The sequence below is a fragment of the Rhizobium sp. R634 genome, assembly GCF_002211305.1.
Taxonomy (GTDB): Bacteria; Pseudomonadota; Alphaproteobacteria; order Rhizobiales; family Rhizobiaceae; genus Rhizobium.
The window spans coordinates 74,225-96,868 of the sequence record NZ_LOKW01000027.1 but is presented as its reverse complement, the minus strand read 5'-3'; the positions used below and the strand labels follow the sequence as shown (position 1 = coordinate 96,868).

Genomic DNA, 22,644 nt, shown 5'->3' with positions numbered 1-22,644 from the left:
GCGATTTGACCTGATTGGAGCTACCATGCCAGGCGTAACCCGACTTTCGGTCCGCAATATCCGCAAGAGCTTCGGCACGCACGAGGTGCTGCGCGGCATTTCCCTCGATGCCGAGGACGGCGATGTGATTTCGCTGCTCGGCGCTTCCGGCTCCGGCAAATCCACCTTTTTGCGCTGCATCAACATGCTCGAAACCGCCAGCGACGGCGAAATCTGGGTCGATGGCGAGCACATCGAAATGGTTCATAAGAACGGCAAGACAAGGCCGGCGAGCCAGAAGCAGGTCGACCATATAAGATCCGAACTCGGCATGGTGTTCCAGTCCTTCAATCTCTGGTCCCACATGACGATCCTGCAGAATGTCATCGAAGGGCCGATCCATGTGCTGAAGCGGCCGCGCGCCGAATGCGTCGCAGAGGCCGAAGCGCTGCTCGAAAAGGTCGGCATCGCGGATAAACGCCATGCCTATCCCGCCCACCTTTCCGGCGGCCAGCAGCAGCGCGCGGCGATCGCCCGGGCGCTGGCGATGAAACCGAAGGTCATGCTCTTCGACGAGCCGACCTCGGCGCTCGATCCGGAACTGGTCGGCGAGGTGCTGCGCGTCATGCGCGCGCTTGCCGAGGAAGGCATGACGATGCTCGTCGTCACTCATGAGATGAGCTTTGCCCGCAACGTCTCGAACCGCGTCGTCTTCATGCGCGAGGGGCTGGTCGAAAGCAGCGGCAAGCCGGACGATATGTTCGGCGGCGGCGCGTCGCCGGCCTTCCGCCAGTTCATCGGCCATTTCGGAACAGGGCAATGACGATCACCATCGATAGAGTGCTGACCTGGCGCGATGTCGCGCGCGTCGGGGCAGGGGAGCCGCTTGCGCTGTCGCCGGCCGCCTGGGCGCGGATCGAGCAGGCAAGCCGCATCGTCGCCAGCATCGTCGAGACGGGCGTGCGCGCCTATGGCGTCAATACCGGCGTCGGGGCGCTGGCCGATACGGTGGTCGACCGTCCCTCGCAGAGCCGGCTGTCACGCAATATCGTGCTCAGCCATGCCTGCGGTGTGGGACCGCTGCTCGCCGCTCGCGAAGTCCGCGCCATCATCGCCGCTCAGATCGCCAATTTCGCCCACGGCCATTCCGGCGTGCGCCGCGAGATCGTCCAGCATCTCGCGGCCTTGCTGGAGCATGACTGCATTCCCGACGTGCCGTCGAAAGGCTCGGCCGGTTATCTCACCCACAATGCCCATACGGCGCTCGTTCTGATCGGCGAAGGCAGCGCGACGTTCGGCGGCCGGCGCATGAGCGGCCGCGAGGCGCTGGCGGCGATCGGCCTCGAGCCGCTGGTGCTCGGCGCCAAGGAAGGCCTGAGCCTCGTCAATGGCACGGCCTGCGCTACCGGCCTCATCGCCATGGCGCTCTCTCGCGCCGAACGGCTGCTTGATTGGGCCGATGCCACTGCGGCGCTGACGCTGGAAGCGGCTGGCTGCCAGATCGCCGCCTTCGACGAGGCGGTGCTCGCACTGCGCCCGTCTGCCGGAATCGAGACGGTCGGAGCCTCACTGCGCGCCCGGCTGCACGGCAGCGGCTTGGTCGCCGCCGCCTTCGGCCGGCGCACCCAGGATGCCCTCAGCCTCCGCTCGGTGCCGCATGCGCATGGCGCCGCCCGCGACGTTTTCGACAACTCCGCCCGCATCGCCGATCAGGAACTTGCCTCGGTGACGGATAATCCGGCTGTGTCAGGCACGCCGGAGCAACCGATCGTTTCCTCCGAGGCCCATGCCGTGGCGCCGGCGCTCGGGCAGGCGGCCGACAGCCTCGCGATTGCTCTGGCGCAGATCGGCGCGATCAGCGAACGGCGCACGGACAGGCTGGTCAATCCCTTGATAAGCGGCTTGCCGCCGTTCCTGGCGAGCGATGCCGGCAGCCATTCCGGTTTCATGATCGCCCAATATACCGCAGCCTCGCTCAGCAACGAGAACCGCCGGCTTGCTGCGCCCGCGGCCATGGATGGCGGCCTGACCTCCGGCCTGCAGGAGGATTTCCTCGCGCATCCCACAGCCGCCGCCGGCAAGCTGCTCGCCGTCATCGACAATGCCGAATATATCCTGGCGATCGAACTGATGGCCGCCGCCCAGGCCCATGATTTCCTGGCGGCGACGGCGCCGCGGGCGGCAGGCACCGACGTCATTTACAGGGTCGTGCGGGACCTTGTTCCTCACTATGGCGACGAGCGGCCGCTCAATGGCGATATCGAGGTTGTGCGCAATATGATCCGCGACACAGCGCCGCCGACCGGCTGAGCCGAACGTCAGAACGGTTTGCTGGTCGCTGAATCCTGCTTGGCCGTTTCGCCGGCTTCCAGTCGCTTGAGGCATTGGGAGAAGGTCGGGTAGAGCTGGTCCACTCTGGAGAGCGGCAGCGTCCAGTCGCCTTCGTCGCCGGCAAAGGTCAGTTGCACGTCGGGCGTTCCGGCAAAGGAATTCTTGATGATCTTTTTCAGGCCGGCGCTTCCCTTGCTGCCCAGGGGCCAGAGGCGAAGCGTGGTCTTGTCGAAGAATTCGGCGGCGACCACTTTCGTCACGTCGCGATCGGTCAGCGTCACCTCGGTCTTGGTGCCGGCCGGAATGTCCCAAGTGTTCTTGGCGACCAGCCAGAAGGTCTCGCTGGCGCTCTGGCGGAACTCCATGGTCTTGCCGATCTCGCTGTCCCAGCGCAGGCGGCAATAGGATTGCGGGCCGTGGTTCTCAAAGCCGACCGACCATTGTCTCGCGCCGCCCATCCATTCGGTCTCGCCCAAAGCCGAGGCCGGCTGCAGGGCAGCCGCCATCAGAAGCATCGCGGTCAGAATTTTCATCGCTGAACCATCTCCAGGACAATCGGCTCAAGCCATAGCAAAAGAAGGTTTAGCCTTTGCTACCGGGCGGCTCCGAGACCGGCCGTCGATGGCCGCAAGTTTCCTTGACCGACGCAAGGTCTTGAATTTGCGGCCCACCTTGCCGATTTGGCGAGGATCGGCATGATGTGAAGGGAGTTCGACGGCGGCATGAGCGAGATCCAACGACGCGGATTTTTGGCGCGACTCACGGCCTATGAGCCGTTGACGCTGATTACCATGGCATCGGTCGCAGGCGGGCTGTTCGTGCTGCAGCGGCTGACGAGCGAGGTTCTCGAAGGCGAGACCTTTCGTTTCGATGAGGCGATCCTGCTGGCGCTGCGCCAGCAGGGAGATCTTGCCGTGCCCATCGGCCCCGCCTGGCTGACGCATGCGGTTGACGATATCACCAGCCTCGGCGGGGTCACCGTGCTGACGCTGCTGACCGGCCTCATAACCGTCTATCTTCTGCTCGACCGGCGCTGGCAGATCGCCCTCTTCGTCTTTTCCTCGGTGCTGACAGGCTGGCTGGCGAGCACGCTTCTGAAGATCCTGGTGGCGCGGCCGCGCCCGGATGTCGTGCCGCATCTCGTCGAGGTGAGCGATCTGAGCTTTCCCTCAGGACATGCCATGGTCTCGGCGGTGACCTATCTGACGCTGGGGGCGCTGGTGGCGCGCACGCAGCGTTACCGCTCGACGCGGATCTTCGTCATGGGCGCCGGCGTCTTCCTGGCCGTCATCGTCGGCCTCAGCCGCGTCTATCTCGGTGTCCACTACCCGACGGATGTTTTCGCCGGATGGTGCGCCGGCGCGCTCTGGGCGCTCGGCTGCTGGCTGATCTCGAAGCGGTTCATTCCAAGCCGCTCCTCCGACGATGCCGCCGAAACCGAAAACGGCGACGACAGGTAACACTGACAGCGCCGCGCATCCTTTCAGACACGCGGCGCTCTAAGAAATGAACTGCACGCCCTTGAGTTGGATCAACCCAGCAATTTTTCGTCGTCCGGAGGGACCCGAAAACGTGAATGAATAGTTCCGCTCAACGCGCTTCAGCTCGGAGACGAGAACGAGCCGGGCGGCTACGGCGGCGGTGGAACTGGAGATGGCGGCGGCTAGTCTCTCATTTAGAGGTTTTGCGGCCAAATATGCCGCCAACAGTCGTCGTGATGATCGTGAAGAAGCCATTTCTTTCATCGTGCGGATTGCTGCTTATCCGCAGATTACCAGCACCCAACTTTTATTGGTGCCGGGCTAATAGAAGTCACGGTGCGAACAATCTGCGTGAATCGTTACGATTGACTTGCCGCTTTTTTCGCATCCGGATAGTTACCCGTCGCCGAAGTCAAGCGGACTTTCGGAAAGACGTTTTTCGACCTTTCCAGAGATTAACTACTCAGTACATGAGGAGTGTCTATGCAAACATAAGTTGTCTAGGTGGTTATTTTAGCTTATACTTGTTTCCGTTGGGATTGTACTTAGGGGGACCAAATGCCACAGGCAGACACAGCACAAAATGACGCGGAACAGGACGGCCCAATCCCTCCTCCGCGAGAGACACAAGCACAAGGTCAAAAAGACGCCAAAAAAGATTCCTCGGTCCGAACGCTGTCAACGGCAGAGGAAAAAGCAATATCTGCCGTCAAGCGCTACGACCCTAAGGTGATATCAGTTGACACTTATGACGAAATTCCTTGTTACGGAGGAGGAACTTTGGTTCTAACCGAAGTCTACTACAGACCTCGCGACGGCGAGACCGATCTTGTAGGACCAAGCGAATACCAGGTCCTCGTACGGAAGGAGCGGTCAATCGTATTCAACGATTGGCAACACGCGCTCAGAGCCGGGTCAGGACAGGGAGAGGTAATTTCTACTTTAGCCTCCCCTGATGTGGTTACCGCTGCTCTCACCTTCGTCCTAGTGATCTCTTACATCATACTGGTGACCATTACTACAGACGCCGATCCGAACGCTGAAGCTCTTAAGGCATTAGGGCCCGCGTTGACCACGGTGCTTGGCTTTTGGTTCGGTAGGCAGTCTAGATAGTGCTGGCTCTCGGAGGCTGGGATGAAAACATCCAAGGTCAACTGTTTGCTTGCGGCGCCAGATCCAACAAGACGCGGTCTACGCTTCGCGATTATGCCGAATTTCAGTGCCCCAACTGCGGCCGCTACTTTCCCGATGCCATGCGCAGATTTGCGCAGGCTCTCAGCATCTCGGTGAAATCGGAGGTGGAAGGAGAACAGCCCCGCTTGACACAGGCCAACTGCAGAAACAATCTGCAGTGGAGATTTCGATCCACAAGTGCCGCAAGCAAAAGGAGGCTAAAGTGGCGTCACGACCAAGACCAAGCTCACCCACCCCAAGTTCGCCGCGCCCTACTCCCCCAGTTGGGCAGCCGCCAGGAGTCAGACCGCCCCCGCGCTGGTACATGCTGATCGACGTGTGAAATGCAGCCCGGCGACGCCCTACCGAGGTGGGATTTACAATGAAACGGTCCGTCAGGGATCTCCGCTTCGACGCTCTTCGCAATGGCCTGTACCATACCGCCCGCCGGATGACCTTCGAGCGACGGAACCGGATCTGCAACTTCCTAGTGATCATCTTGGGAGCCGCGGCGATGGGTGATGCGTTCAAGCCATACGGATTCGATATCCAAAAAGGATGGTTTGGCGCTTCGGTGGCAATTATCGGAGCAGCGCAACTGGTATTCGATTTCGGCGGCCGAGCGAGAGACCATCAATCCCTGCAGAAGGAATACTATCATCTTCTCGCGGATATCGAAGCTTGCCTCAGCCCCACAGATGAGCAAGTTGCGGTCTGGAATGGCCGAATGACAAGGATATTAAGCGACGAGCCGCCGACGTATCGTGTGATTGATGCGAAGGCTTACAACGACGCGTTGGATTCTCTCGGGAATTATGATCGATCGAACAGGCTCATCATTCCCTACTCTCACCGGCTTCTTGGCAGCCTATTCACGTTTGACGGCGCCCCTTACGACACGATCGCGGAGTCTGGTGAGAAGAAGAAATCGGTCCTTAATTCGAGCGGATGATCGGGGCAGACGGTCGTAAGCATCGCCTTTGCGAAGCTCATCATTTGTTCTGGCGTGGCCACTTTATCGGCGTGTCCGGCCAATTCAAATTCTCTGGAGGAAAGCCTTTGCGAGATAAAGTCGCCAGCTGACTGCCCCTGTCCTTCAAATCTGACGATGATGGCGTGAATGTGCCGCGACTCTCGATCGTCGACATGTAGCCATCGATCAAATCGTAAGGCACCTTGTCCCTCAGAAGCTCAAAAACAATCGCCTCCAGGTTCTCCACCTTTTATCGGGGTGTGTGCTCATTAAATCCCTCCATTACGATGGCTTTCGTTCTGTTGCTTCTCTTGCGGTCAACGAAACGCTGAATGGAGCTGGCGCGCAAGCCTTACAAAGCATGGTTCCTTTTGGCCCAGGGCTTCCCCGATACAAATGAGGCCCGAACTGAAATTCGTTCGTGCAGCTGTCGCAGCTGTAGAAGTATTTCCCGTCGCGCATTTCTTTGAAAGGCATTGGCCCACCCCTCGATTCGCAATGAGTTTCTCATATCGGCCGGCGGGAGCGCAAGGCGAACGAACGATCCGATCTAATATGCTGTCAACTCAGCGGGGAAGCCATGCGAAATGATGCGCAGGGCGCACCATTCATCTTTCACGCCTGCGCCGCTATGGTCTCTGGAATGGCAATTTGCGATGCACCCCGGGGAGTCGAATGGCATACGGAATTGGCCCACCTAGTTACCTCGAGCGCGCGAAACGCCGGCTGGAAGAGAAAACCGAGGAAAGCCTTTTTTACGCAGCACTAGAATTGCGAAGCTATTTGGAGTCCCGCCAGGATCAATATCTCGACGCGCAACGTGCGTATGCAAAATCGTTTCCGTCTGCATGGGAAACCTCCAAACAATGGAAGTCGCTGCGGAAGATTTTCAAAGATGACAAGATTCAACACCTCGCCTTTAAGTTTGAGGACGGTTGGGCATTTGATGCATATCATGTGCCCGTCACGGAAACTTTCCGGAAAAGCGCAGAAAAGCTGTCTGACTTGCTTCATGCGCAATCGATCTATCGAGCACCTGGAAATACTTGGTGGGAAGAAGCGCGCGAGAAGGTGGTTGCAGTCTATCGATCGGCCTGGATCTGCCAGCAAGGCAACCTGCTTTGTCCGGCCCTTATCGACAAAGACATGATCAAAGGGCGGCTCGCTCTTGAGCTTCCAGCAGGAGAACCGGAAGACTACAAGAGACACTTTGCCAAAGATCAGACGATGCTCCTGAATGTCAACTACCTGGCGATTAATCCTTCTGAGTGGATACCAGACTTATAACTGCCGGTGCTGCAAAACTTTCAATTCTCGCGCCGATGTATCAGGTGCGCGGCTTCAGATTTTCCGGGTCGTAGATCGGCTTGTAGCCGACGCCGACGACTTCCACCGGATAGGTCTCGTCAAAATACTCGACATTCAGCTTGCGTCCGACCTGGCAATGCGACCAGGGCAGGTAGGCCAGAGCAATGTTCTTGCCGACCGTCGGGCCGTAGGCGATCGAGGTCGTGTAAGACCGGCGGCCGAGCTCGTCGATCAGGACCTCTCCGGTGGCGGGATCGACGACCGGCAGGTTGCCGAGCGGATAACGCTTGACGCCCGCTTTGTCGGTATTCTCCGTCATCACAAGCGTGCAGAGCATGGCCGGCTGGTGTTCGCGCGCCTTGTATTCGAGATGTTTTGCCTTGCCCCGGAAATCGGCTTCCTTGACCTTCGGACGGGCGAGATCGGCTTCGATCAGGTTGTACTGGGTCAGCAAGTCGGCATTCTGCAAGCGCAGGCTCTTTTCCATGCGCCGAGAGTTTGCATAGGTCTCAACGCCGAAAGCCATCACGCCGGTCGAGCGCAGCGCATCCCAGACGGCGAGGCCGTCTTCGTACTTCATGTGCAGTTCCCAGCCCTGCTCGCCGACATAGGAGATGCGGAAGGCGGTGACAGTTTTACCGGCGATTTCGATCGGCTTGATCGCTGCGAAGGCAAAGTTTTCCTGATCGAGACCGGCGGGATCGGCCACGACCTTCTTCAGCGTGTCGCGGGCGTTCGGACCCCAGATGCCGACCGTTACGAATTTTTCCGAGACGTCGGTGATGGTGACGTCGAGGCCGCGGTCCTGGGCGACGCGCTTCATATAGTGCAGGTCGCGCGGGCCGGCATCGGCGCCGTTGACGAGACGGCAGCGGTCGGCCATGCGGAAGACGGTGAAGTCGGCGCGGACCATGCCTTCGTCGTCGAGGAAGTGGGTGTAGACGCCCTTGTCGATGTTGGCATCGCCCCCGACCTTGGCGGCGCACAGCCATTCCATCAGCTCGACATGATCAGGCCCCTCGATATCGACCATATGGAAGTGGCTGAGATTGACGATGCCGCAATCCTCGCTCATCGCCAGATGCTCGGCATTCGAGACGCGCCAGAAATGGCGGTTGTCCCATTCGTTCTCGCGAACCGGAACGCGGTCGCCGTATTTTTCCAGCAGGTGCTCGTTGGCGGCGTAGCCATGCGCACGCTCCCAGCCGCCCAGTTCCATGAAATAGCCGCCCAGCTCCTTTTCGCGCTCGTAGAAGGGGGAGCGCTTGGCGTTGCGGCCGGATAGATAGGGTTCGCGGGTGTGAACGGCCGGGAAATAGATCTTCTGAGCAGCTTCGTAGCAGCGGCCTTCGATGAATTCTTCCGTCAACTGATGCGGATAGAAGCGGGCGTAATCGATGCTGTTGTGATCGATTTCGGTGCGGCCGTCGGTCATCCAGTCGGCGATCAGCTTGCCGTAGCCCGGGCCGTCCTTGACCCAGATGGCAACGCAATACCAAAGACCGCGCACCTTCTGGCTTTCGCCGCAGGATGCGCCGCCGCCGGCGGAAACCTGCAGCAGGCCGTTGAAGGAGTGGCCTTCGTTATAGCCGAGTTCGCCGAGGATCGGCGTCAGTTCCATGGCACGCTCGAGCGGCTCGATGATCTGTTCCATTTCGAGATCGCGCTGCGAGGGCGAAAGGCGCGCTTCGTGTTTTTCGAGAAGCTCGCGTGGATGGCACATGCGCGGATTGGTGGCTTCGTAATAGCCCCACTCGATCTGGCCGCCCTCGGTCGTCGCCGGGTCGCCGGTATCGCGCATATAGGCGGAGTTGCCCTGGTCGCGCAGCAGCGGGAAGCCGATTTCCTTGCCGGTGCCTTCGAACTCGTTATAGGGGCCGAAGAAGGTGAGCGGGTGATCGACCGGCATGACCGGCAGGTCTTCGCCGACCATCTCGGCGATCAGGCGGCCCCAGAGGCCGGCGCAGACGATGACGTGGTCGGCCATGATGGTGCCGCGATGGGTGACGACGCCCTTGATGCGGCCGCCTTCGACGACCAGCGACTTCGCCGGCGTATTGCCGAAGACCTTGAGCTTGCCGGCCTTTTCGGCGGCATCGACCAGCTTGCCGGCAACGGTCTGCGAGCGCGGAATGACGAGGCCGGCATCCGGATCGAAAAGGCCGCCCATCACCTGATCTTCCTCGATCAGCGGGAACTTTTCCTTGATCTCGGAAGGGCTGACATAATGGGCGCGCGTGCCGAAAGCGCGGGCCGAGGAGAGCTTGCGCTTGATTTCCTCCATCCAGGCATGGTCGCCGGTGCGCGCCACTTCGAGGCCGCCGATGCGGGCGTAGTGGCCCATCTTCTCGTAGAAATCGATCGAATATTGCGTGGTCCAGACCGAGAGATAGTCGTGGCTCGTGGTGTAACAGAAGTCCGAGGCATGGGCTGTCGAGCCGATATCGGTCGGTATGCCCGACTTGTCGATGCCGACGATATCGTCCCATCCACGCTCGACCAGATGGTGAGCGATGGAGGCGCCGACGATGCCGCCGAGCCCGATGATGACGACCTTTGCCTTTTCCGGAAATGCTGCCACGTGCTGTTCCTTCTACTTATGGCACGAATTAAAATAACCTAGCCGCGCTGGGTTGCGCTTCACGCATGAGATCCAGGAGCCATGTCAGCCTCGTAACCGTGTCACGTTTACCGAAGCTGCAAACCCCCCAAGGCCTCTTCGCATGGAAGCTGTGATGAGGGCATTATGCCTAAGGCTCATGATCGTCATTGGTCCTACGCCGCCGAGTAACGGCGCAATTACGCCAGTCCGGATCGCCGCTGAAGCAAAGCGTTTCTTCGTCACGGCGCAGAAATCGCCTTCAGCCGGTCGATGTCCACCAGCACGATCTCTTCCGAAACCGGCTCGCGATTGTGCAGGCGGAACCATTCCATCGCCTCCCGCACGCGCTCTCCATGCGGCGATGGATAGGCGCCCAGTCCGAGAACCCATTCGCGCACGGTTTCGCGCTCCATCCGCCCGGCCCGGTATCGGTCGCAGACGGTTTTCGCCGAGGCGACGAGATCATTGATGCTTTTCACGGGGCTGCCCCTCAATGCACGGAAGGCTCTTCATCTTCGAGAAAGGAACGGATGCCGTCGCGCGCCACCACAGCCAGGAATTCGTCGAAGGCCTCCCGATCGGTCGCAAAGGGCTCGTCCCAGCGGATCAGGTCCTCCGCCTGGGTGACGACTTCCATCGTCCAGTCCTCGTTGCTGCCCGAGGTTCGAAATATATCGACGAGCACCGTAACCCCGTCCTCGGTGAATTCGCCCGCCAGTTCGGAGTGCTCAATTTTCTGCTTCTTTGCCATTCATCCGCCAGCCCCGGGCGGGGCGTCGTTTTTGAGATGTTCTTCGTATTGAACCGTCTCGGTTTCGTTCGTGTCGATCGAGGCATTCGCGCGTTTCGCCAGGCGAACGCCGGCACCGCCGCCATTCTCCAGTATGAAAAGCACGCCGGCCGTTTCGAAGCTACGCTTCATATCCTGCAGGATTCGTTCGGGCGGGGAAAGTATCCCGGCCTCGAAATCGGCAATCGTCTCCGTGGAGATTTTCGAGGCGGAAGACAGCTCATCCAGAGACCATCCGATGAGAGCACGCGCGGCGCGGCACTGAGCTGGAAGTAGAGACAAGATAACCATCCGGCATTGAAATTTCGATCTTTGCTGGGTCAGCACTATCAAGATGTGCCCGCAGGTGAAGAAGACAAGCACACTGTCCTCGCGATCGGGAATCGTGCTTGCTTGCCCGTTTCTCACCCCGTCACGCAGGGTGGAAACCGGGCGCTTACCGGGCACGAAATTCCCGCAGCCTTGGTATCTAGCCTCTTTGGGCGATAGGCAGGGTTGATTGACTGAATATCATGAAGGCCTAATTTAAGGTCTCTTTGTCACGCGAGGGGAGGCTACGATGCGTGAGCCGGATATGCAGAAACTCGATGCGCTTGTCGGTCGTCTTGTCGGCGACGTCGGCGCCGCCATGTCGGGCGCTTTGGTCGTGCTCGGCGACAAGGTCGGACTCTACAAGGCGATGGCTGACGGAAAGCCGATGAGCATTGAGCAGCTTGCCGCCAAAACCGGGGTGAAGGAGCGTTACCTCAAGGAATGGCTGAGCGCCCAGGCGGCGGCCGATTATGTCACTTACGATGCAAAGACCGATCGTTTCAGCCTGACGGCGGAGCAGGCGATGGTGTTTGCCGAAGAAAACAGTCCGGCCTTCTTCGTCGGCGCCTTCGAGGTCGTGCAATCCATGTGGATGGACGAGCCGAAAGTGGCCGAAGCCTTCCGCACCGGCCAGGGTCTTGGCTGGCATGAGCACAGCACCTGTCTCTTCCGCGGCACCGAGCGCTTCTTCCGCCCGGGCTACAACAGCCATCTTGTCAACGAATGGATCCCGGCACTTGCCGGCATGGACGAAAAGCTGAAAGCCGGCGCCAGCGTCGCCGATGTCGGCTGCGGTCACGGTGCATCGACCATCCTGATGGCGCAGGCCTATCCCGCCTCCCGCTTTACCGGTTTCGATTATCACGGGCCATCGATCGAAAAAGCCAGGGAAGCCGCAAAAGAAGCGGGCGTTGGAGACCGCGTGACTTTCGAGCAGGGCAAGGCTGCCGAATTTCCGGGGCGCGGCTATGACATGGTCGCCATGTTCGATTGCCTCCACGATATGGGCGATCCCGTCGGCGCCGGCCGGCATGTCAGGGAAACGCTTGCGCCGAACGGCACGTGGCTGATCGTCGAGCCCTTCGCCCATGACCACCTCAAGGACAATCTCAATCCGGTGGGCCGCGTCTATTACGGCGCCTCGACGATGATCTGCACGCCGGCTTCGCTTTCCCAGGAGGTGGGACTGGGGCTCGGCGCCCAGGCGGGAGAAATGAAACTGCGGAAGGTCGCGCTCGACGCCGGATTCAAGCATTTCCGCCGGGCGACGGAGACGCCGTTCAACATGGTGTTCGAGGTGCGGGCGTGACTATCTCGGCTTGCCGATGCTGGCATACATGCCGGTCGTGCGGAATTCCGTCGGGTTGGTGCCATAGACACGGCGGAAGACCTTCGAGAAATAATTGGCGTCCTCGAAGCCGCACATGATGGCGACCTCCTTGACCGGCAGGAAGTCCGCCTTGGTCAGAAGCTTGACGGCGCGCTGCAGGCGCTGCTGCAGCACGAATTCAGCCGGCGGCACGCCTTCGCTTTCGGCGAAGCTGCGGGAGAAATGCGCGCGGCTGAGGCCGACGATGGCGGCGAGTTCGCCGACCGGCAGCGGTTTGTCGAGATTGGCGTTGATATGGTCGATCACCGGCTGCATGAGGCTGAGCTCGGCGGCAAAGGCCGGCGAGCCGAAGACGTCGTCATAAAGCGCCATCGCCGCTTCATAGGCGATCGCCGAGGCAGCCCCCGGCGAGGTCGCGCCTTTGACGAGACGCAGACTGCAATCGGCGAGATGATCGACGGTCGAAGGCTGCAGCTTCAGGACCGGACCGGCTGTCGACAACACCAGCTGATGGATGCGCAGGGTTTCCTCGCCATTCATCGAGATCCAGAAATATTCCCAGCGCTCGCCCTTCTCCAGCCAGTAGCGATGATTGTGCGGGACGAGCACCAGCAGCGTGTCGCCGCCCTGCAGGCGATAATTGCGGTTCTGGTAGCGCAGCCGTCCGGTGCCGCTGATCGTGTGCTGCAGCACGGTGAAAGGGGTCTGGCCGCGCTTTCGGCCATCCCAGTCATAGGGCTCGTTCTCGCGCACTTCATAGCCGGCGCTGGTCGGCATGGCGTGCAAACGCTGGCGGCCGCGGGGCAGGGAAACCGTCCTCATCGACTGTCCGTTGGCGATCAAATCCTGCAGCACAAAATTACCCCTGAAAGCATAATCCTTCTCTGGTCGGCCTGCCGAATTCGGGCATAATCCCGGTCGACAAGAAGAAGGGACGACGGCCGGGATGAGCGGCCGGGAGGAAAACAGGCAGGTTTTTCGGCTTTTTCAACCACATGCGCCGGCATGCGGCCTGATCCTCCATAACCCGTCTTTTCTCTAGCATTCCATTGGGTCGAGGTGAAGATCATGAGTTTCAAAATCGCTATCATCGGTGCGGGCAGCGTCGGTTTCACCAAGAAGCTGTTCACCGACATATTGTGCGTTCCGGAGTTCCGCGACATTGAATTCGCGCTGACCGATCTCAGCGAGCATAATCTCGAAATGATCAAAGCGATCCTCGACCGCGTCGTCGAGGCGAACGGGCTGCCGACCAAGGTGACGGCGACGACCGATCGGCGCCAGGCGCTGGCAGGCGCGCGTTACGTCATCAGCTGTGTCAGGGTCGGCGGGTTGGAGGCCTATGCCGACGACATCCGCATTCCGCTGAAATACGGCATCGACCAGTGCGTCGGCGATACGATCTGCGCCGGCGGCATCCTTTACGGTCAGCGCAACATCCCCGTCATACTCGATTTCTGCAAGGATATAAGAGAGGTCGCCGAGCCGGGTGCGAAATTCCTGAACTATGCCAACCCGATGGCGATGAACACCTGGGCCGCGATCGAATATGGCAAGGTCGATACGGTCGGCCTCTGCCACGGCGTCCAGCACGGGGCCGAACAGATCGCCGAGGTGCTCGGCGCCAAGTCGGTGCGGGAGCTCGACTATGTCTGCTCCGGCATCAACCACCAGACCTGGTTCATCGACCTGCGCCTCAACGGCCGCAAGATCGGCAAGGACGAGCTGGTCGCCGCCTTCGAGGCGCACCCCGTCTATTCGCAGCAGGAGAAGCTGCGCATCGACGTGCTGAAGCGTTTCGGCGTCTATTCGACCGAGAGCAACGGCCACCTTTCGGAATACCTGCCCTGGTATCGCAAGCGGCCGGAGGAAATTACCCGCTGGATCGATATGTCGGACTGGATCCACGGCGAAACCGGCGGCTATCTCCGCCATTCCACCGAGACGCGCAACTGGTTCGAGACCGAATTCCCGCAGTTCCTGGAATCCGCTTCGAAGCCGATCGATCCGGCCAAGCGCTCGAACGAACATGCGAGCCACATTCTGGAGGCCCTGGAGACCAACCGGGTCTATCGCGGCCACTTCAACGTCAAGAACAATGGCGTCATCACCAACCTGCCGTCCGATGCGATCATCGAATCGCCCGGCTTCGTCGACCGCTTCGGCATCAACATGGTTTCGGGCGTCACGCTGCCGGAAGCCTGTGCGGCCACTTGCATTGCCTCGATCAACGTCCAGCGCATGTCGGTGCATGCCGCCATAACGGGCGACATCGACCTGTTGAAGCTTGCCGTGCTGCATGATCCGCTGGTCGGCGCCGTCGCCACGCCGGAGGAGGTCTGGCAGATGGTGGACGAGATGGTCGTCGCCCAGGCCCGGTGGCTGCCGCAATATGCCGATGCCGTGCCGGCCGCCAAGGAGCGGCTGTCGAAATCGAAGGTGCAGACCCGCGACTGGGCAGGGGCTGCGCGGCGCAATGTCCGCTCCATCGAGGAGCTGCGCGCTGAAAAGGCGGCGCTGAAACAGGCCGTCTGAGTTCGTGGAGGACGGGCCGCCATGGCTTTCCGGGAGGGAAGGCCATGGCGCAAGCCCGCTTTCACGTCGTTCGAGGAGAAGGGAGCCGCGTGAGCCGCGCTCCGGAACAAGAGGGAGAAACGATGATGAATTTCCGCACAGCAGGCATTCTCGCCGGGCTGGCGTTCAGCGTCTCGGCCGCTGCGCTGAACGCCTATGCCTCTGAACCAACCAATCCGCCGGTGGCGCCGGAATTTCCGGCGGAAGGCAAGATCAATTACGTCGCGCGCGACTCCATTCTGGAGTTCAAGGCGCTGCCCGAATATCACGAGCCCGATTGGGTCACCAAGAATTTCGTCGCCACCGGCAAGCTGCCGCCGGTGAAAGACCGGCTGCCGAAGGAGCCGCTTGTCTTCAAGACGGGCAATATGCCCGATGGCATCGGGGTTTACGGCGATACGATGCGCCATGTGATCGGCGGTCGGCCGGAAGGCTGGAACTATGGCGCCGGCCAGACGCAGGGCTGGGGCGGCATCGACATCGGGCTTTCCGAATGCCTGACGCGCACCGCGCCGCTCTTCCAGGTCGAAGCCAAGGATACCGAACCGCTGCCGAACCTTGCCAAGAGCTGGGATTGGTCCGAGGACGGCCACAAGCTGACCATGCATCTGATCGAGGGCGCCAAGTGGTCGGACGGCGCGCCGTTCAACGCCGACGACATCATGTTCTACTGGGACGACGAAGTCATCGATCCGAACGTCTCGCCGCTCGGCGGCGGCGCTTCGCCTGAAGCTTTCGGTGTCGGCACGACGCTGAAGAAGATCGACGACTACACCGTCGAATGGACCTTCAAGGAGGCCTTCCCGAAGCAATATCTCTACACGATGGCCTACCCGAACTTCTGCCCGGGTCCGTCGCATATCCTGAAACCCCAGCATCCGAAATATTCGAAGAACACCTACGACCAGTTCAAGAACGCCTTCCCGCCGGAATACATGAACATGCCTGTCATGGGCGCCTGGGTGCCGGTGGAATATCGCTCCGACGACATCATCGTGCTCCGCCGCAACCCCTATTACTGGAAGGTCGACGAGAAGGGCAACCAGCTGCCTTATCTCAACGAGCTGCACTACAAGCTCTCGACCTGGGCCGACCGCGACGTGCAGGCGGTGGCGGGCTCCGCCGACTTCTCGAACCTCGAGCAGCCGGAAAACTTCGTCGCCTCGCTGAAGCGCGCCGCCGAAAAGACCGCGCCCGCCCGCCTGGCTTTCGGCCCGCGCCTGATCGGCTATAACCTGCGCATGAACTTCTCCGCCAATGGCTGGGGCAACCCGGATGAGCGCGGCCAGGCGATCCGCGAGCTGAACCGCAACGAGGACTTCCGCAAGGCCGTGACCATGGCGCTCGACCGCAAGGCGATCGGCGACTCGCTGGTCAAGGGGCCGTTCACGGCGATCTATCCGGGCGGGCTTTCCTCCGGCACCAGCTTCTACGACCGCACCTCCACCATCTACTATCCCTTCGATCTCGAGGGCGCCAAGGCGGAGCTCGCCAAGGCCGGTCTCAAGGATACGGATGGCAACGGCATCGTGAACTTCCCGGCCGGCACGGCGGGCGGCAAGGATGTCGAAATCGTCATGCTGATCAACAATCAGTACACGACCGACAAGAGCCTTGCCGAAGGTGTCGTCGCCCAGATGGAGAAGCTCGGCCTCAAGATCGTCATCAATGCGCTCGACGGCGCCAAGCGTGACGATGCGCATTATGCCGGCCGCTTCGACTGGCTGATCCAGCGCAACACCACGGAACTGTCGTCGGTGGTGCAGAATACCGAGCAGCTTGCCCCGGTCGGCCCGCGCACCAGCTGGCAGCATCGCGCCGGCAAGGATGATCAGCTCGATCTGATGCCCTTCGAGAACGAACTTGTCGATGTCGTCAACAAGTTCAGGACGAGCCAAGACAATGACGAGCGCGTCAATCTGATGAAGCAGTATCAGAAGATCTCGACGGAACACGTCAATACCGTCGGCCTGACGGAATATCCGGGCGCGCTGATCATCAACAAGCGCTTCTCGAATGTGCCGCAGGGAACGCCGATCATGATGTTCAACTGGGCTGAAGACTCGGTCATCCGTGAACGCCTGTGGGTGGCTGCCGACAAGCAGGGCAAATACGAGCTGTTCCCCGAGCAGCTGCCCGGCAAACCCGGCGACAAAGGCCCGATAAACTGATGCATCGCATCAGGAAATAAAGAGCAAAAGCGTCGCATGTTATGCGACGCTCTGGAGAGCTCCCTCCCAGCTGAAGTGAGCTTCCGGCCGCGCGTGGCGCGCGGCCGGACAAGAACAACGAGCCGGCCGCGCTGACAAGGAGCGACTGGCGGCAAGGAGAAGCGAACCGTTCGATGTTACGATTCCTGCTCGTGCGCATAGCCTCCGCGATCCCCGTTCTCTTCATCCTGAGCGTGGTGACCTTCGCGATCATCCAGGCCCCGCCCGGTGACTACGCCGATTATATTAGATCGCAGCTGATCAACCAGGGCGGCGCATCTTACGCCCAGGCCGAAGCCCAGGCGCAGGCCTACAGGATCGAGCACGGGCTCGATAAGCCGCTGGTCGTCCAATACGTCAACTGGATCGGCGGGATCGTGACGCGCGGCGACTTCGGATACAGCATGTTCTACAACAAGCCGGTCGCCGACGTCGTCGCAGAGCGGCTGCCGCGGACCTTGCTCCTGGCGCTCGTTTGCCACATCTTCGCCTCGGTGCTCGGCATCGGCTTCGGCATCTGGGCGGCGACGCGCCAGTACAGCTGGATCGACAGCCTGCTTTCGGGAATTTCCTTCCTCGGCATGACGGTGCCGCGCTTCCTGATGGCGCTGATCATCGTCTATCTCCTGGTCTTCCAGTTCAACGTGACCGAGATCGGCAGCTTCTTCTCGCCGCAATATGGCGGGGCGCCATGGTCCTGGGCGAAATTCGTCGATCTTATCCACCATGTCTGGCCTGTTGTGGCGATCGCCACCTTCGGCGGGCTCGCCTACAACATGCGCGTCATGCGCGGCAATCTGCTCGATACGCTGAATGCGCAATATGTCGAGACGGCCAAGGCCAAGGGGCTTTCCGGTGGTGCTGTCGTTATGCGCCACGCCGTGCCGAATGCGCTGCATCCGCTGGTCATGTATCAGGGCGTCGTGCTGCCCTACATGCTGACCGGCGAGATCGAAACCGCGATCATCTTCGCGCTGCCGACCGTCGGGCCGGCGATCGTCGGCTCCATGGCGATCGGCGACGTCTATGTTACCGCCACTTTCATGATGGTGCTGTCTGCGACGCTGATCGTCGGCAATATCATCGCCGACATGCTGCTCGCCCTGCTCGATCCGCGCGTCCGTCAATTCGGAGGAGCCTGAGATGCTTGCTTTCGACTCTTCCGACACGCCTCCGACAGCCGAGCGCGCGATCAAGAAGCCGCCGCACGGCAATGAGAGCTATCTCGCGCTCGTCTGGCGCCGGCTGCGGCGGTCCTGGACCGGCATGGCGGGCCTCGTGCTGGTCGGGCTGCTGCTCCTCATGGCGGTCTTTGCCGATTTCTTTGCGCCGATGGACCCGAAGGCGACCGATGTCGGCTTCGCGCCGCCGCAGGTGATGAGCTTCCACGACAAGGACGGCAACTTCGTCTTCCAGCCGCGCGTCTATGCGCTGTCGGATTCCGAGGAACTCGATCCGGTTACCTTCCAGCCGATCGTCGGCATCGACTACGACAATCCCCGCCTGCTCGGCTTCTTCGTCAAGGGCGCCGAATACAAGCTGTTCGGCTTGATCCCCGCGAACCGGCATTTCTTCGGCTCGACCGATGGCCAGCCGGTGCATTTCCTCGGCACCGACAAGTTCGGCCGCGACGTGCTGTCGCGCGCCATCATCGGCTCGCGCATCTCGCTGATGATCGCGCTCACCGTCGTCTTCATCGTCACCCTGATCGGCACGACCGTCGGCATGGTGTCGGGTTATTTCGGCGGCACCTTCGACGTCTGGCTGCAGCGCTTCGTCGAGCTGGTGCTCGCCTTCCCGCAATTGCCGCTCTATCTGGCGCTGACCTCGCTCATTCCGGTGACGGCACCGACCAACGTCTTTCTTGCCTTCGTCATCTTCGTCATGTCGGCGCTCGGTTGGGCACAGATGTCGCGCGAGGTGCGCGGCAAGACACTGGCGCTTGCGCGTATCGATTATGTCAGGGCGGCCATGGCGGTCGGCGCCACCGACCGGCGCATCATCATCCAGCATATCCTGCCGAACGTGATGAGCCACGTCATCGTCGCGGTGACGCTGCACATTCCGAGCGTCGTGCTGCTCGAATCCTTCCTTGGCTTCCTCGGCTTTGCCGTCAAGCCGCCGCTGATTTCCTGGGGGCTGATGCTGCAGGATACGGCGACCTATTCGGTCATCGGCTCCTATCCCTGGATTCTCTCCCCTGTCGGCTTCGTGCTCGTCACCGTCTTCGCCTTCAATGCGCTCGGCGACGGACTGCGCGACGCGGTCGATCCTTATTGAGGTGATTGATATGGCTCTTGCACTGGTCAATTCCTTCGCCCCGCCCGTCCGCCATGATCATGATGGCCGCGCGGAGACGCCGATCATCGACGCCCGCAATGTGGCGGTGAATTTCAAGGTCGAGGACGGCATGGTCGAAGCCGTCAAGGATGTGTCCTTCCAGCTCTATCGCGGCGAGACCATCGCCATCGTCGGCGAATCCGGCTCCGGCAAATCGGTAACGGCGCGTACAGTGATGGGGCTCTTGTCGAAGCGCGCCGTCGTCTCGGAGAAATCGACAGTCTCCTATGACGGCAGCAATATCCTGAAATTCTCCGAGCGGGCGCGCCGCAAGCTGCGCGGCGACCGCATCTCGATGATCTTCCAGGAGCCGATGAGCTCGCTGAACCCGATCTATACGATCGGCAGCCAGATCGTCGAAGCGATCCGCGTGCATCGGCGCATGAGTCGCGGGCAAGCGGAAAAGCGGGCGCTGGAGCTGCTCGAACATGTGCAGATCCCCGATCCCGCCGCGCGGCTGAAGCAATATCCGCATCAGCTTTCCGGCGGCCAGCGCCAGCGCGTGATGATCGCCATGGCGCTCGCCAACGATCCCGACGTGCTGATTGCCGACGAGCCGACGACGGCGCTGGATGTCACCGTGCAGGCGCAGATCCTCAACCTGATTCGCAACCTGCAGAAAGAGCTGGGGATGGCCGTCATCCTCATCACCCACGATCTCACGGTCGTGCGGCAGTTCTCTGATTACGTCTATGTGATGCAGCATGGCGAGGTGCGCGAGCACAACGTGACCGAAGCGCTGTTCGCCAATCCGCAGCACGCCTATACCAGGCATCTGCTCGCCTCCGAACCGCGCGGCGAGGCCAATCCGCTGCCGGAGGGATCGGATATCATCCTCGATGCCAAGGGCGTGCGCGTTGCCTTCATGATGCGCCACGGCACATTCCTCAAGCCCGAGATGCGCGAACTCGTCGCCGTCGACAGTCTTGGCCTGACGCTGCGCCGCCACGAGACGCTCGGTCTCGTCGGCGAATCCGGCTCCGGCAAGACGACCTTCGGCCAGGCGATCCTGCGGCTGAACAATGCCCAGGCCGGCGAAATCCATTTCGACCGGCAGCCGATCCATGGCCTCTCGCGCGCCGAGATGCGGCCGCTGCGCGCCCGCATGCAGGTGGTGTTCCAGGATCCGTTCTCATCGCTCAACCCGCGCATGACGATCGGCCAGATCATCGAGGAGGGGCTCGTCGTCAACCGGCTGGGCGCCACCAGGGGCGAGCGGCAGGACCGGGTGCGCGAGGCGCTTGTTGCCGCTGGCATGCCGGGCAATATCCTGTCGCGTTTCCCGCATGAGTTTTCCGGCGGCCAGCGCCAGCGCATCGCCATTGCCCGCGCCGTCGCCCTGGAGCCGGAATTCATTCTGCTCGACGAGCCGACATCAGCGCTCGATCTTTCCGTCCAGGCCCAGATCATCGAACTCCTGCGCAAGCTGCAGGACGAGCGGGGCCTCAGCTACCTCTTCATTTCGCACGATTTGAAGGTCGTCCGGGCGCTCTGCCATCGCGTCATCGTCATGCAGCATGGCAGGATCGTCGAAGAAGGACCCGTCAACGAAGTTCTCACCCATCCCAAGACCGCTTACACCGAACGGCTCGTCAAGGCCGCTTTCGAGGTAGCGTGATTGACCCGCATGCCGGAGGTTATAATGGCAGCAAATCCCAAAATCACTTTCATCGGAGCTGGCTCCACCGTCTTCATGAAGAACATCATCGGCGACGTTCTGCAGCGTCCGGCACTTTCGGGCGCGACGATTGCGCTGATGGATCTCAGCCCGCAGCGGCTTGAGGAAAGCGCCATCGTCGTCAACAAGCTGATCTCGACGCTCGGCGCCAAGGCCAAGGCCGAGACCTATTCCGACCAGCGCAAGGCGCTCGCCGGCGCCGATTTCGTCGTCGTCGCCTTCCAGATCGGCGGCTATGAGCCCTGCACCGTCACCGATTTCGAGGTGCCGAAGAAATATGGGCTGCGCCAGACGATCGCCGATACGCTCGGCGTCGGCGGCATCATGCGCGGGCTTCGCACCGTGCCGCATCTCTGGAAGGTCTGCGAGGACATGCTCGCCGTCTGCCCCGAGGCGATCATGCTGCAATATGTCAACCCGATGGCGATCAACACCTGGGCGATCTCGGAGAAATATCCGACCATCCGCCAGGTCGGCCTCTGCCATTCGGTGCAGGGCACCGCGATGGAGCTGGCCCACGATCTCGACATTCCCTACGAGGAAATCCGTTATCGCGCCGCCGGCATCAACCATATGGCCTTCTATCTCAAATTCGAGCATCGCCAGGCCGATGGCTCCTATCGCAACCTCTATCCCGATCTGCTGCGCGCCTATCGCGAGGGCAGGGCGCCGAAGCCCGGCTGGAACCCGCGCTGCCCGAACAAGGTGCGCTACGAGATGCTGACGCGGCTCGGCTATTTCGTCACCGAAAGCTCCGAGCATTTCGCCGAATACACGCCTTACTTCATCAAGGAAGGCCGCGAGGACCTGATCGAGAAATTCGGCATCCCGCTGGATGAATATCCGAAACGCTGCATCGAGCAGATCGAGCGCTGGAAGGGCCAGGCGGAAGCGTATCGCAGCGCCGACAAGATCGAGGTTCAGCCGTCTAAGGAATATGCTTCCTCGATCATCAATTCGGTCTGGACCGGCGAACCCTCCGTCATTTACGGCAATGTCCGCAACAATGGCTGCATCACCTCGCTGCCATCAAATTGCGCCGCCGAAGTGCCCTGCCTGGTCGACGCCTCAGGCATCCAGCCGACCTTCATCGGCGACCTGCCGCCGCAGCTGACCGCGCTGATCCGCACCAATATCAACGTGCAGGAGCTGACGGTGCAGGCGCTGATGACGGAAAATCGCGAGCACATCTACCACGCCGCGATGATGGACCCGCACACGGCAGCCGAACTCGATCTCGACCAGATCTGGTCGCTGGTCGACGACCTGCTCGCCACCCACGGCGACTGGCTGCCGGAATGGGCCCGCACATCCAAGAAAGTCCAGGCCGCCTGACCTTTTTCTCCCGGGTTAGGCATCAAGGAGCCCCGCGGTGTGGCAACGACCGCGGGGCTTTTGTTTTGGGGAGGATTGGGCGCTTTGCGATTAGCGGGCCGCTCGTTTCTGCCGTTTCATTCCAGCTCGCACCATCCCGAACGTCATGAGCCCGAATTGCGTGCAGCACATGACCATCACGTTATATACCAGGCTCGGAGGATCAAAGACGTAGATAAGTCCCCACCC

At 60.9% G+C, this 22,644-nt stretch carries 19 protein-coding genes; 13 read left to right on the top strand and 6 right to left on the bottom strand.

Annotated elements, in window-relative coordinates; translation table 11 throughout:
* Window positions 1-25: 25 nt before the first annotated feature.
* Window positions 26-802 carry an ATP-binding cassette domain-containing protein gene (locus ATY77_RS27965; protein WP_088689752.1) on the top strand — a complete coding sequence of 259 codons (777 nt, stop codon included), beginning with the start codon at window positions 26-28 and terminating at the stop codon, window positions 800-802.
* Window positions 799-2,289 carry a histidine ammonia-lyase gene (gene hutH, locus ATY77_RS27960; protein ID WP_088689751.1) on the top strand — a complete coding sequence of 497 codons (1,491 nt, stop codon included), beginning with the start codon at window positions 799-801 and terminating at the stop codon, window positions 2,287-2,289. The genes ATY77_RS27965 and hutH overlap by 4 nt, the downstream gene beginning before the upstream one ends.
* A gap of 8 nt (window positions 2,290-2,297) precedes the next feature.
* Here hutH and ATY77_RS27955 read toward each other — a convergent pair whose 3' ends face one another.
* Window positions 2,298-2,843, bottom strand: coding sequence for a hypothetical protein (locus tag ATY77_RS27955; protein ID WP_088689750.1), 546 nt, complete (start codon window positions 2,841-2,843; stop codon window positions 2,298-2,300).
* Window positions 2,844-3,032: 189 nt separating this feature from the next.
* On the opposite strand from ATY77_RS27955, the gene ATY77_RS27950 reads away from it, so the two are divergent.
* The 4 genes from ATY77_RS27950 (at window position 3,033) to ATY77_RS27930 (ending at window position 7,224) form a co-directional block, all read left to right on the top strand.
* On the top strand, window positions 3,033-3,770 hold the full coding sequence (locus ATY77_RS27950; RefSeq protein WP_088689749.1) for a phosphatase PAP2 family protein: 738 nt from the start codon (window positions 3,033-3,035) through the stop codon (window positions 3,768-3,770).
* Window positions 3,771-3,951: 181 nt separating this feature from the next.
* On the top strand, window positions 3,952-4,116 hold the full coding sequence (locus tag ATY77_RS33005) for a hypothetical protein (RefSeq protein ID WP_190237706.1): 165 nt from the start codon (window positions 3,952-3,954) through the stop codon (window positions 4,114-4,116).
* Between the two features lie 1,230 nt (window positions 4,117-5,346).
* Window positions 5,347-5,916, top strand: coding sequence for a hypothetical protein (locus tag ATY77_RS27940; RefSeq protein ID WP_088689747.1), 570 nt, complete (start codon window positions 5,347-5,349; stop codon window positions 5,914-5,916).
* A gap of 696 nt (window positions 5,917-6,612) precedes the next feature.
* Window positions 6,613-7,224, top strand: a complete 612-nt coding sequence (locus ATY77_RS27930; protein ID WP_088689745.1) for a hypothetical protein — start codon at window positions 6,613-6,615, stop codon at window positions 7,222-7,224.
* A gap of 40 nt (window positions 7,225-7,264) precedes the next feature.
* On the opposite strand, the gene ATY77_RS27925 is transcribed toward ATY77_RS27930, so the two are convergent.
* The 4 genes from ATY77_RS27925 to ATY77_RS27910 form a co-directional block, all read right to left on the bottom strand.
* Window positions 7,265-9,826 carry an FAD-dependent oxidoreductase gene (locus tag ATY77_RS27925; protein WP_088689744.1) on the bottom strand — a complete coding sequence of 854 codons (2,562 nt, stop codon included), beginning with the start codon at window positions 9,824-9,826 and terminating at the stop codon, window positions 7,265-7,267.
* A gap of 260 nt (window positions 9,827-10,086) precedes the next feature.
* Entirely contained in the window at window positions 10,087-10,326 is a 240-nt protein-coding gene (locus tag ATY77_RS27920) for a hypothetical protein (RefSeq protein ID WP_088674712.1), read from the bottom strand.
* A gap of 11 nt (window positions 10,327-10,337) precedes the next feature.
* Entirely contained in the window at window positions 10,338-10,598 is a 261-nt protein-coding gene (locus ATY77_RS27915; RefSeq protein WP_088674711.1) for a hypothetical protein, read from the bottom strand.
* Complete coding sequence (locus tag ATY77_RS27910; protein ID WP_088689977.1) at window positions 10,599-10,919, bottom strand: helix-turn-helix transcriptional regulator; 321 nt, start codon at window positions 10,917-10,919, stop codon at window positions 10,599-10,601.
* A gap of 277 nt (window positions 10,920-11,196) precedes the next feature.
* On the opposite strand from ATY77_RS27910, the gene ATY77_RS27905 reads away from it, so the two are divergent.
* A complete protein-coding gene (locus ATY77_RS27905; RefSeq protein ID WP_088689743.1) occupies window positions 11,197-12,258 on the top strand; it encodes a class I SAM-dependent methyltransferase in 1,062 nt (353 codons plus the stop codon).
* Here the strand turns inward: ATY77_RS27905 and ATY77_RS27900 are convergent, their stop codons facing one another.
* Window positions 12,259-13,101, bottom strand: coding sequence for an AraC family transcriptional regulator (locus ATY77_RS27900; protein WP_088689976.1), 843 nt, complete (start codon window positions 13,099-13,101; stop codon window positions 12,259-12,261). It abuts the gene before it with no gap.
* Window positions 13,102-13,347: 246 nt separating this feature from the next.
* Between ATY77_RS27900 and ATY77_RS27895 the strand changes: the two genes are divergently transcribed.
* From ATY77_RS27895 to ATY77_RS27870, 6 genes are all read left to right on the top strand, one after another.
* Window positions 13,348-14,814, top strand: a complete 1,467-nt coding sequence (locus tag ATY77_RS27895) for an alpha-glucosidase/alpha-galactosidase (RefSeq protein WP_088674709.1) — start codon at window positions 13,348-13,350, stop codon at window positions 14,812-14,814.
* Between the two features lie 122 nt (window positions 14,815-14,936).
* The gene (locus tag ATY77_RS27890; protein ID WP_088689742.1) at window positions 14,937-17,024 is read left to right on the top strand and encodes an ABC transporter substrate-binding protein; all 2,088 of its coding nucleotides are present in this window, start codon (window positions 14,937-14,939) and stop codon (window positions 17,022-17,024) included.
* A gap of 173 nt (window positions 17,025-17,197) precedes the next feature.
* Complete coding sequence (locus ATY77_RS27885) at window positions 17,198-18,205, top strand: ABC transporter permease (protein WP_088689741.1); 1,008 nt, start codon at window positions 17,198-17,200, stop codon at window positions 18,203-18,205.
* Between the two features lies 1 nt (window position 18,206).
* Entirely contained in the window at window positions 18,207-19,343 is a 1,137-nt protein-coding gene (locus ATY77_RS27880; protein ID WP_088689740.1) for an ABC transporter permease, read from the top strand.
* A gap of 10 nt (window positions 19,344-19,353) precedes the next feature.
* Window positions 19,354-21,021 (top strand): ABC transporter ATP-binding protein, encoded by a 1,668-nt coding sequence (locus ATY77_RS27875; RefSeq protein WP_088689739.1) that lies wholly within the window; start codon window positions 19,354-19,356, stop codon window positions 21,019-21,021.
* Window positions 21,022-21,045: 24 nt separating this feature from the next.
* Window positions 21,046-22,416, top strand: coding sequence for an alpha-glucosidase/alpha-galactosidase (locus ATY77_RS27870; protein WP_088689738.1), 1,371 nt, complete (start codon window positions 21,046-21,048; stop codon window positions 22,414-22,416).
* The last annotated feature ends 228 nt before the right edge of the window (window positions 22,417-22,644 follow it).

Coding starts and splice junctions, on each gene's coding strand:
- ATY77_RS27950 (WP_088689749.1), top strand. CDS start 3,033: ATGAGCGAGATCCAACGACGCGGATTTTTGGCGCGACTCACGGCCTAT.
- ATY77_RS27940 (WP_088689747.1), top strand. CDS start 5,347: ATGAAACGGTCCGTCAGGGATCTCCGCTTCGACGCTCTTCGCAATGGC.
- ATY77_RS27870 (WP_088689738.1), top strand. CDS start 21,046: ATGGCAGCAAATCCCAAAATCACTTTCATCGGAGCTGGCTCCACCGTC.
- ATY77_RS27885 (WP_088689741.1), top strand. CDS start 17,198: ATGTTACGATTCCTGCTCGTGCGCATAGCCTCCGCGATCCCCGTTCTC.
- ATY77_RS27905 (WP_088689743.1), top strand. CDS start 11,197: ATGCGTGAGCCGGATATGCAGAAACTCGATGCGCTTGTCGGTCGTCTT.
- ATY77_RS27890 (WP_088689742.1), top strand. CDS start 14,937: ATGATGAATTTCCGCACAGCAGGCATTCTCGCCGGGCTGGCGTTCAGC.
- ATY77_RS27930 (WP_088689745.1), top strand. CDS start 6,613: ATGGCATACGGAATTGGCCCACCTAGTTACCTCGAGCGCGCGAAACGC.
- ATY77_RS27880 (WP_088689740.1), top strand. CDS start 18,207: ATGCTTGCTTTCGACTCTTCCGACACGCCTCCGACAGCCGAGCGCGCG.
- ATY77_RS27955 (WP_088689750.1), bottom strand. CDS start 2,843: ATGAAAATTCTGACCGCGATGCTTCTGATGGCGGCTGCCCTGCAGCCG.
- ATY77_RS27915 (WP_088674711.1), bottom strand. CDS start 10,598: ATGGCAAAGAAGCAGAAAATTGAGCACTCCGAACTGGCGGGCGAATTC.
- hutH (WP_088689751.1), top strand. CDS start 799: ATGACGATCACCATCGATAGAGTGCTGACCTGGCGCGATGTCGCGCGC.
- ATY77_RS27895 (WP_088674709.1), top strand. CDS start 13,348: ATGAGTTTCAAAATCGCTATCATCGGTGCGGGCAGCGTCGGTTTCACC.
- ATY77_RS27965 (WP_088689752.1), top strand. CDS start 26: ATGCCAGGCGTAACCCGACTTTCGGTCCGCAATATCCGCAAGAGCTTC.
- ATY77_RS27875 (WP_088689739.1), top strand. CDS start 19,354: ATGGCTCTTGCACTGGTCAATTCCTTCGCCCCGCCCGTCCGCCATGAT.
- ATY77_RS27900 (WP_088689976.1), bottom strand. CDS start 13,101: ATGAGGACGGTTTCCCTGCCCCGCGGCCGCCAGCGTTTGCACGCCATG.